The following is a 10,986-nucleotide window of genomic DNA, read 5'->3' as shown; positions in this document are numbered from 1 at the left end:
TTCTTATATTTCTGATAGAATGTTGGCTCCTGATTTATGATTACAGAATTATTAGGAAGAGAATCAACTTTTATATTTAGTTGTGACATTCTTTTTGAATCAAAACTATATTCATTTGAAATAAAATGTATTGCCTTCTTATAGCGAGTTTTATCTGTCAAGTAGTTTAAAGCTAAATCAGCTATATCTCTACCAACATTTCTATATTTTGGCATATATCCACCGACTGCCCATGAGCCGAAAGAGTTCGACGAAAGAGAAAAAGTAGGAACTGTAGGGTTTACATCACAAAACATAGATGAAGTATTCTTTAGCACATAGTTTTCAGTACGGTCAATCCTCCATGTTCCAACAAGAACGCAGTCCTCTTTTCCAAGAGGACGAATTTTTTCACTTACATCTAGGAAAGATAGTTTTCTTCCATCAATATAATACACATTCACTCCATTGTATGTATTCATAAATCTACGCAATGAAGATTGCATAACTACTCCTCCAAATGAGTTATCAGAAAGAAAATATATATTTTTTGTTTCGGGATAGAGATCCTTTATAAGACACAGATTTTTTCTTATTCTATAATCATAGACAAAACCTCCAATTATATTAAAGTCATGGAAATCGTCAATAACATCCTTATTTTCAGGATTCCACTCCTTTGTATCAAAAGGTATTGAATCGGGAAGCATGACAGTCTTTGAGCTTACCATACCGCATATTACAGGTATATTCTTTACAAATGAACTCTCTTGAGAAAGAAAAGCCGCCCAAGACTCTTGTCCTAACAGAATAATAATTGATGGAGTTTTCTCTTTGTATTTCGAGAGTATATCTCTCATCCTGTTTTTCCAAAGATGCAGCTCTGACAAGTTTTGGACGTTCATACTCTCCACTAATACAGATAGTTTTCCATCTCTTTTCTTGTATTCATCAACAAACGTTGATATATTTTCTGCAGTCGAACGGGTATCAGGGTTATATGAAGTTATAATTAAAATAGACCCGTAGTCTACCTCAGTAGCATTTATTTTGTGTGAACAGAAAAACAAAGAAATTAATAGTATAATTTCATATTTTATTAGAAGAGAAAATCTATTCATTTATTTAAAATGTTATTCATTTTTTATTACAAATATAATATTTTATATTATTTAGCCAACTTATTAATGCCTTTTTTGTTTACTATAATAAAGAAATAGATATATCATGTCATACATAGATTATTATAAAGTCTTGGGAGTTGAGAAGAATGCTACTCAAGATGATATTAAAAAAGCATACAGAAAGTTAGCTAGAAAGTATCATCCGGACCTTAATCCAAACGATTCTTCTGCAAAGGATAAGTTCCAAAGCATCAATGAAGCTAATGAGGTATTAAGTAATCCGGAGAAAAGGAAAAAGTATGATGAATATGGAGAGAACTGGAAACATGCTGAAGAATTTGAGAAACAGAAACAAAAGCATAGTGAAGGAGGATTCCATTCTGGAGAAGATGGCTCATATTGGTATTCTTCAAATGACACTCACGAATTTAATGGAGATAGTTTCGGTGGTGAAGGAGGTTTTTCCGACTTCTTCGAGAGTCTATTTGGGCAGAAATCAAATACAAAAGGGGGAAGAGGCAGAGAGTTTAGAGGTCAAGATTATAATGCAGAACTAAATCTATCACTTATTGAGGCCTCAAAGACTCATAAGCAGATCATAAATATCAACGGAAAAAATGTGAGAATAACGGTGCCTGCAGGAATAGCTAACGGACAGACAATAAAGTTGAAGGGATTTGGTGCTCCAGGATTCAATGGAGGGCCTAGTGGTGACCTCTACATAAAATTTGTTATTGCTGATGACAATATATTCAAGAGAATGGGGAATGATATTTATGTAAAGGCAACAATAGATTTATATACTGCTGTTTTGGGTGGAGAAACAACGATAGATACAATGAGTGGGAAAGTAAAACTAAAAGTTAAGTCAGGAACTCAAAACGAATCTAAGGTAAGACTTAAAGGAAAAGGATTCCCTATATATAAACAAGACAATCAATTTGGAGATCTAATAGTCACCTATAATGTTCTTATCCCCGAAAATCTTACTGATAAACAGAAAGATCTATTTAAACAGATTAAAGAGAGCAGATAAATCGCAAACAATACTTGATCGTTTTATTGATTTGAAAAAAATGTATAGTATGGATACAGAATTAATTATCATAAAAGATTATTGTGATAGATGCCATGTTGACCCACAATTTATCTTTGAGTTAGAAAATGACGGTTTGATAACCGTGCATGAAGTAAATGAAGAGAGATACATATCGTCAGATCAACTCTCGGAACTTGAATGTTACCTACATCTTTATTATGATTTGGAGATTAATATCAATGGTATTGATGCAATACGTCACATGCTCAATCGAATTGAATCTATGCAGAAAGAGATATTATTTTTGAAAAACCAGCTCTCTTTTTTTAGCAGATAGCATATTATAGATAATAATCTTCCATTTTTAAGTATAAATAAATCTTTTATTCCTTAAGGAACGGAATTATATTATAGTTTTTATGTAATTTTGCGCCGTATTTACAATATTTAAAATGGATGTATATAATTTAATTGCCGAGACTCTACATCTGCAAGCTCATCAGGTAAAGAACACAATAGCTTTACTTAACGAAGGAGCGACAATACCATTTATCAGCAGATATAGAAAAGAAAGAACTGGTAATCTTGATGAGACTCTTATTGAAGAGATTAAAAATCAGAATGATAAATTCATCCAATTAGATAAAAGAAAAGAGGCAATCACAGCCTCTCTTGTCAGCCAAGGCAAATTCACTGATGAAATGAAGCAGAAAATAGCATCTTGCCCATCTTTGAATGAGTTGGAAGACATATATCTGCCTTTTCGTCCTAAAAGAACCACTAAAGCTGAAATAGCCAAGAAAAAAGGCTTATCCCCTCTCGCTGCAACTATTCTTCTTCAAAGAGATAACAAAATAGAACTTACTGCCAGCAAATTCATTAATAAAGAGGTTGAGAGTATTGATGAAGCACTTAAAGGTGCTAGAGATATCATTGCAGAGGTTATTAATGAAGATGATAAAATCAGAGCAAAAGTAAGAACAATATTTGCTAGAAAGGCAACAATCACTTCAAAAGTGATAAAGGGCAAAGAAGAGGAGGCCATTAAATACAAAGATTATTTTGACTGCTCGCAACAATTGGGAAAATGTTCTTCACACAGATTACTTGCCATGCGCAGAGGTGAGAGTGAAGGTTTCCTCAGAGTTTCTATATCATGTGATGAAGAGGAGGCTTTGAATACAATAGAGAGAATGTACATACATACTAAAAATGAGTGTGCACGTCAGTTGGAGCTTTCAATAAAAGATTCATATAAAAGATTACTTAAGCCGTCCATCGAAAATGAGTTTGCTATATCAAGCAAACAGAATGCCGATATAGAGGCCATAAAAATATTTTCAAAGAATCTTCAACAACTTCTCCTTTCTCCACCACTGGGACAGAAAATCGTAATGGGTATAGACCCAGGATACAGAACTGGTTGCAAAGTAGTCTGTCTAAACAGAGAAGGCGATTTTATAGTTAATACGACAATATATCCACACCCTCCACAAGATAGTATAGATGAGGCTAAACAAATAATATTATCTCTATGCCAAAAGTATAAAATAGAGATAATAGTCATAGGTAATGGTACAGCGGGAAGAGAAACAGAGCAATTTGTAAGATCTATTGGTCTTCCTATAGAGATAGAAATTTATAATATATCCGAAGACGGTGCTTCAGTCTATTCTGCATCAAAAAGTGCTAGAGAAGAGTTTCCAGACTTTGATGTTACCGTGCGTGGTGCAATAAGTATAGCAAGAAGAGCGCAAGATCCTCTTGCTGAACTTGTAAAAATTGACCCAAAATCGATTGGTGTAGGACAATATCAACATGATGTGGATCAGAATTTACTAAAAGAGTCACTTGACCAGACAGTTGAAAACTGTGTAAACAAGATCGGAGTAAATCTAAATACTGCAAGCAAGCACCTGCTGATGTATGTTTCAGGACTCGGAGAGACACTGGCTAAAAACATAGTTGATTACCGCTCTGAGAACGGACCATTTAAATATAGAAAGGAACTTCTTAAAGTTGCAAGAATGGGTAACAAAACATTTGAGCAATGTGCCGGTTTCCTTAGAATAACCGATTCTACAAATCCTCTCGATTGCACCGGCATACACCCTGAATCTTATGATGTTGTTGAGAAAATTGCAAAGGACATAAAATGTGACATTAAAGATATAATCAATAATAAAGAGATAATTTCAAAAATAGATATTAACAGATATGTATCCGACAAAGTTGGTATTCCAACCCTGAAAGATATTATAGATGAACTTGAGAAACCAGGTAGAGACCCTAGAATCCAGAAAATGACTATAAACATTGAGAATAGCATTTCTGATATTCAACAATTATATACCGGTATGGAACTAAACGGAATAGTTACTAACATAACAGACTTTGGCTGTTTTGTGGATATCGGTATAAAAGAAAAAGGGTTGGTTCATATATCACAGATAACAGACAAATTCATTAAAGACCCTCATAGCATCGTATCAATAAATCAAAGAGTAAGCGTTAAGGTTATGGATGTGGATATACAACGTAAACGAATACAGCTTACCATGAAAGGGGTAAATCAAAAATAATTATGAGAGAGAAAATATATTGGTTCGTTTTTTTTAAGAAGAGTGTACTTGTAAAGCACAATGAAAAAGGAGGAGAAATACCATTTGATGATAAAACTCCTATTGGCAATGAAGAGAATTTACACATTCTTGATATAGCCACATACTATGGTAAACAGTGCAAAGCATATTTTATAGATGAAGAGGATGTTAAAGAGTTGCCAGATGGATGTGAGTTTATTGACTTGCGTGCATCTTATGATATACTTCCACTTCAGGAGTATAAACTTGCTGGAAGAGCATGGCAGATTCTTTTTTGGGATGTTAACACCAGATTCTGTCCTCATTGCGGTGTAAAGACAATACAGATTTCGAATATTGGAAAGAAATGCCTTGAATGTAATCAGGAATTCTATCCTAATATATCACCGGCTATTATTGTAAGAATTCATAAAGGAGATTCAATACTATTGATAAGAGCTAAGAACTTCCGCGGCACATTCAATGGTTTGGTTGCCGGTTTTGTAGAACCAGGAGAATCACTTGAAGAGACTGTTGAAAGAGAAGTGATGGAAGAGACAGGACTTAAAATTAATAATATAAAATATTTTGGAAGTCAGTCATGGCCATATCCAAGCGGCATCATGATAGGCTTTATTGCAGACTATGTATCTGGTGAGATAAAGATACAGGAATACGAATTAACCTCAGCAGGATTCTTTACTAAAGATAATCTACCTGAGATACCAAGGAAACTGAGTATTGCAAGAAAACTGATTGATGCTTGGCTTCAAGAAAAATAATATTCTCTCTATAATGAATAAAATGAATAAGACAATAATTAATCTATATCACCTTGTGCTACCATATTTGCATAAGGTAGGAATGAAGATAAAAAGCATATATAAAGCATATATAGCATTATATAAAAGATCAAAATGGTATAATAAAATTGCTATTATAGCTGGAACTGGAGTAGCATCACTGATAGTATTGCTCTTTTTAATAGACATAAACTTTCTGTTCCTTTTCGGAAAGTCCCCAAGTATGTTTAATATCAAGGACCCTATGCAAAGCATAGCTTCCGAAATATATAGCTCCGATGGGAAATTGATAGGTAAATACTACTCAGAGAACAGATCTCCTGTTGAATATGATGAGATATCTCCTATCCTTATAAATACATTAGTCTGCACTGAAGATGAACGATTCTACGAACACTTTGGTATAGATTTTAAGGGACTATTCTCAGCTGCAAAAGATTACGTTGTACATGGTGACGCACGTGGTGCAAGCACTATAACACAGCAGTTAGTAAAGAATCTATTTAAAGTGAGATCTCAATACTCAACTGGATTGTTAGGAAAGATTCCTGGAATTAAGCTTCTTATAATGAAAAGTAAGGAGTGGGTGACCGCCGTAAAGATTGAGAGCCTTTATAGTAAAGAGGATATTCTTACTATGTACTTTAATACTGTAGATTTTGGCAGCAACACCTATGGTATCAAAACAGCATGCAACAAATACTTCAATACCACTCCTAAAAAGATTACTGTTGGACAAGCAGCTGTATTGGTAGGTCTATTGAAAGCTACAACTTATTATAACCCTATAATAAATCCACAAAATAGTCTTAATAGAAGAAATATTGTCTTAGGTAAGCTTAAGGAACATAACATAATAAGCAACGATCAATATACCCAAGAGTGCAAAAAACCGATAGTGCTTAGCTCTAAGATTGAAAATAACTACCAAGGCTCTGCCCTATATTTCAGAGATGCAGTAGCTAACTATCTGAAGGAATGGTGTAAAGAGAACAACTACGATATTTATACAGATGGTCTCAAAATATACACTACCATTGATAGCCGTATGCAGAAGTATGCAGAGGAAGCAGTAGAGAAACAGATGCAACAGGTACAGAGAAATTTCAAAAACCATTGGGGTAAAGATGAACCTTGGCGAGATAAGCAAGGAAAAGTTATTCCAAACTTCATTGAAGATCTCTCAACCCGCACTTCAGCATACAGATATCTTAAGAAAAAGTATTCTAACGACCAGGATTCTATCACTTATTATCTTAATAAGCCTCATAGATGTCAAGTATTCGACTATAAACTTGGAATGAAAGATACAACATTCAGTACTATGGACTCAATAAGATATATGGTACATTTCATGCATTGTGGATTCGTTGCAATAGAGCCACAGAATGGTGAGGTAAGAGCCTGGGTAGGTGATATAAATTATGATTCATGGAAATATGATAAAGTTCTCTCAAAAAGACAACCAGGTTCAACATTCAAACTCTTCGTGTATTCCGAAGCAATGAATCAAGGTATGTCTCCTTGCGATACACGAGTGGATGAAAACATACCATGGGAAGTTATGGATAAGGGAGAGAAGAAGATGTGGAATCCACACAATGCAAATGGAGGATGCACTTACGACACTATGTCACTTAGAGTTGCTTTCGCTCAATCTGTAAACACTATTGCAGCTAATCTGGCTCACGAAGTAGGTATAGAGAATATAATTCATACAGCACACTCTATGGGTATAAAGACCAAGTTGGTTAATGCACCTTCTCTCAGTCTAGGAGCTTCAGATGTATCACTTCTTGAGCTGGTTTCATCATATGGAACTGTAATGAACGACGGAATTGCCATTGACCCTATCCTAGTAACAAAAATTGAGGATAAAGATGGTAATGTAATATATACCTCAAAACAGAATAAAAAAGAGGCACTGCCTTACGAAAGTGCATTCCTTATGCAACAGCTGCTTAGAGGAGGACTTACTGAGAGAGGTGGAACATCTCAAGCCTTGTGGAGTTTCGACCTATTCAATTCAGGTACTGAGTTTGGAGGAAAGACAGGTACCTCTTCAAACCACTCTGATGCATGGTTTGTGGGAGTCACACCTAATCTTGTTGCAGGTGCATGGGTAGGTGGAGAATATAGAAGTATCCACTTCAGAAGCGGACAGCTTGGACAAGGTAGCAGAACTGCTCTTCCTATATTTGGCTATTTCATGGAAAAAGTTCTTGCAGACAAGAAATTTAAGAAGTACCATACTAAATTTAGTAAGCCTAACCACAAATTGAGTAGAAGTTATGAATGTAGCACCTATATTCCACATGCAAGTGATTCTGATTCAATCTCTGTTGAGCCAATAGACACATTGTTAGACATTGTAGAAGAAAAAGTAGAATAATTTTCACGTTTATTTTTATGGAATGGCTATATAGTGTCTTCATCGAGCATTCACCGATTCAGGCAGTAATAATCCTATCACTAATAATTGCTATTGGATTGGGATTGGCTAAAATACACTTATGGGGTATTTCACTTGGTGTAACTTTTGTATTTTTTACCGGAATATTAGCAGGTCATATAGGATTATCAATTAATCCCGATATGCTTATGTATGCCGAGAGTTTCGGCCTCGTACTCTTTGTATATGAACTTGGACTTCAGGTTGGCCCTGGATTTCTGAGTTCATTCAGGAAGGGCGGAGTTAAACTAAATATGCTTGGCCTCTCACTTATCCTTCTAGGCACGGCAATGGCAGTATTATTAAGCAAAATCGCAGGCGTACCTATGGATAATATGGTTGGAATCCTATGTGGTGCAACAACAAATACACCTGCGCTTGGTGCTTCTCAACAAGCGCTTTCACAAATAGGAATACCATCCAATGGAGCTGCTCTTGGTTGTGCTGTGACATACCCTTTAGGAGTTGTAGGAGTTATTATCGCTATACTCTTTATGAGGAAGTTTTTTGTAAAGCAGGAAAATATAGAACAAGAGAACCCGGATAATGACAACCAGACTTTCATAGCTACATTTACTGTACAGAATCCTGGTATCTTCGATAAAAACATAAAGGAGATAGCACAGCTATGCTATCCTAAGTTTGTTATATCAAGACTTTGGAGAGATAACAGAGTCACCATTCCTACGTTCGATAAAGTTCTAAAAGAGAATGATAAGGTTTTAGTAATTACAACCGAAAAGGATGTACCTGCACTTACCATATTATTTGGAAAGCTAGAGAAGGAAGATTGGAACAATAATGATATAGACTGGAATGCAATAGATAGTCAACTTATTTCAAAACATATCATAATTAGCCGCCCAGAGATTAATGGTAAGAAACTTGGTTCACTTAGGCTGCGTAATAATTATGGAATAAACATAAGTCGTGTTCTTAGAAGTGGAGTTCAACTATTAGCCACTCCTGAACTTGTACTACAGTTTGGCGACAGGCTCACAGTTGTAGGCGAAAAAGAAGCAATAGAAAAGGTTGAGAAAATTGTAGGTAATGCGGTCAAAACATTGAAGACACCAAATCTAGGAGCCATATTTATTGGGATAGTTTAGGACTTATACTTGGTTCAATACCTATAAGCATTCCAAGCATAAGTACACCAGTGAAGCTTGGACTAGCAGGTGGACCAATTGTAGTTGGTATTCTCATTGGCTGTTTTGGACCACGTTTCCATTTGGTCACATATACAACAAGAAGTGCAAATTTGATGCTAAGAGGAATAGGGCTCTCATTATATCTAGCATGTCTGGGACTTGATTCCGGTGTTCATTTCTTTGATACTATTATGCGCCCTGAAGGTTTGCTGTGGATAGGATTGGGATTTGTGCTTACATTCATCCCTGTAGTTATAATAGGAGTAATCTCTCTTAAATTCTTTAAGCTGGATTATGGACGAATTTGTGGAATGCTGTGCGGTGGTATGGCAAATCCAATGGCATTAAACTATGCCAACGACACGATACCGGGAGACAATCCTTCTGTAAGCTATGCTACAGTCTACCCGTTGGCTATGTTCAGTAGAGTAATAATTGCACAACTTATAGTACTACTATTCTTATAAGTTGTGCAATATTATATTTTCTAAATGATGATCTTATTAGTGAAGGAGTCTGGGAAAATAACTGAAGGGGTAAATGTCTTTGCCTCTTCAAAATCCATCAATGCATATGACATTATAATTACTATATCTCCCACTTGAACCTTTCTAGCTGCAGCACCATTGAGACAGACAGCTCCTGAACCCCTCTCACCTTTTATTATATAGGTCTCGAAGCGTTCACCATTATTGTTATCCACAATAGCTACCTTCTCACCAGCAATCATATTAGCCGCATCCATCAAGTCTTCATCAATAGTGATGCTACCCATATAATTCAGATTAGCTTCGGTAACCTTTGCACAATGTATTTTTGATTTCAATACCTCTACCATCATAATCTTATCCTCTATATTTGATGTTATCTATCAATCTTACACTACCGCAAAATACAGTTATGCAACCAACAATATAACTGCTGTTCTGCCATTCCTCTAGACTCTGAAGAGTATTACCATCAACAATCTCAAAATATTCTAATTTCAATCCGTCAACTGCTGCTATAGAGCTCTCAACAAACCCTTTAGTCTCACGCAATGTATGAGTTTTAGAATAGTCAACCGATTCAAAAAGAGTCTTTGAAATATTTAGAGCCGTTTTTCTCTCTTCCGCAGAGAGTAAAGCATTACGGCTGCTCAATGCTAACCCATCCATCTCTCTTATTATCGGACAACCAACAATTTCAAGTTTAAAGCCCATTTTACGTACCATTTCACGTATAATGGCCAATTGTTGGAAATCCTTTTCACCAAAATATGCCTTATCCGGATCAGCAATCATAAATAACTTACTTACCACCTGACAAACTCCATTAAAATGTCCGGGACGAAAGATACCCTCCATCACAGTGTCTAGTGGTGGAAAACTGAACTGACGTTTGTCCTCTTCAGGATACATTTCATCAACAGAAGGAGAAAAAACTATATCTGCTCCCTCTCTTTCTAGTAGTTCACAATCGGCTTCAAGAGTACGTGGGTATTTTTTCAAGTCGTTTTTATCATTGAACTGAGTAGGATTAACAAAAACTGAAACCACTACGATATCATTCTCAGCAGCAGCTTTTCTAACTAGAGAAGCATGCCCCTGATGAAGAGCTCCCATTGTTGGGACAAGAGCAATTTTCTTTCCTTCCAAGCGATGTGTAGCTAGTACACTCTTTAACTCGTTAATGTTATTAAATACTTTCATCTAATAATTGTATTTATGCTTTGAATTAAAACGAGTGCAAAGTAAACTATAATTTATGAGAGAAAAAAGAGAATATGGAAATTGCGAAAATACAAATCAGATAAAAAGAAAGAAAAATCAATATATGGCGATAAAGAATGTAATCTTTTTAACTTTTAACAAATA

The 10,986-nt window shown here is 35.4% G+C and carries 7 protein-coding genes and 2 pseudogenes; 6 read left to right on the top strand and 3 right to left on the bottom strand.

The window, feature by feature from the left end; all coding sequences use genetic code 11:
- Nucleotides 1–1,100 (bottom strand): annotated as a pseudogene (locus tag JCM15092_RS06100) (two-component sensor histidine kinase); the annotation flags it as partial.
- Nucleotides 1,101–1,206: 106 nt separating this feature from the next.
- On the opposite strand from JCM15092_RS06100, the gene JCM15092_RS06095 reads away from it, so the two are divergent.
- From JCM15092_RS06095 to JCM15092_RS15185, 6 genes and pseudogenes are all read left to right on the top strand, one after another.
- Nucleotides 1,207–2,139 carry a DnaJ C-terminal domain-containing protein gene (locus JCM15092_RS06095; RefSeq protein ID WP_024993885.1) on the top strand — a complete coding sequence of 311 codons (933 nt, stop codon included), beginning with the start codon at nt 1,207–1,209 and terminating at the stop codon, nt 2,137–2,139.
- Nucleotides 2,140–2,188: 49 nt separating this feature from the next.
- Nucleotides 2,189–2,479, top strand: coding sequence for a chaperone modulator CbpM (locus JCM15092_RS06090; RefSeq protein ID WP_024993884.1), 291 nt, complete (start codon nt 2,189–2,191; stop codon nt 2,477–2,479).
- A gap of 115 nt (nt 2,480–2,594) precedes the next feature.
- The gene (locus JCM15092_RS06085; protein ID WP_024993883.1) at nt 2,595–4,724 is read left to right on the top strand and encodes a Tex family protein; all 2,130 of its coding nucleotides are present in this window, start codon (nt 2,595–2,597) and stop codon (nt 4,722–4,724) included.
- A 2-nt stretch (nt 4,725–4,726) separates the two neighbouring features.
- Nucleotides 4,727–5,506, top strand: coding sequence for an NAD(+) diphosphatase (gene nudC, locus JCM15092_RS06080; RefSeq protein WP_024993882.1), 780 nt, complete (start codon nt 4,727–4,729; stop codon nt 5,504–5,506).
- Nucleotides 5,507–5,528: 22 nt separating this feature from the next.
- Entirely contained in the window at nt 5,529–7,919 is a 2,391-nt protein-coding gene (locus JCM15092_RS06075) for a transglycosylase domain-containing protein (protein ID WP_024993881.1), read from the top strand.
- A gap of 17 nt (nt 7,920–7,936) precedes the next feature.
- Nucleotides 7,937–9,597, top strand: a pseudogene (locus JCM15092_RS15185) (putative transporter).
- Nucleotides 9,598–9,617: 20 nt separating this feature from the next.
- On the opposite strand, the gene panD reads toward JCM15092_RS15185, so the two are convergent.
- Nucleotides 9,618–9,971: an aspartate 1-decarboxylase gene (gene panD, locus JCM15092_RS06065; protein WP_024993880.1), complete on the bottom strand. Its 354-nt coding sequence runs from the start codon at nt 9,969–9,971 to the stop codon at nt 9,618–9,620.
- A gap of 4 nt (nt 9,972–9,975) precedes the next feature.
- Nucleotides 9,976–10,821 (bottom strand): pantoate--beta-alanine ligase, encoded by an 846-nt coding sequence (gene panC / locus JCM15092_RS06060; RefSeq protein ID WP_024993879.1) that lies wholly within the window; start codon nt 10,819–10,821, stop codon nt 9,976–9,978.
- Nucleotides 10,822–10,986 lie beyond the last annotated feature (165 nt).

This window comes from Phocaeicola paurosaccharolyticus JCM 15092 (assembly GCF_000613805.1).
Classification (GTDB): Bacteria; Bacteroidota; Bacteroidia; order Bacteroidales; family Bacteroidaceae; genus Phocaeicola; species Phocaeicola paurosaccharolyticus.
The sequence above is the reverse complement of the archived record's forward strand: the minus strand, read 5'-3'. Positions and strand labels throughout refer to the sequence as shown.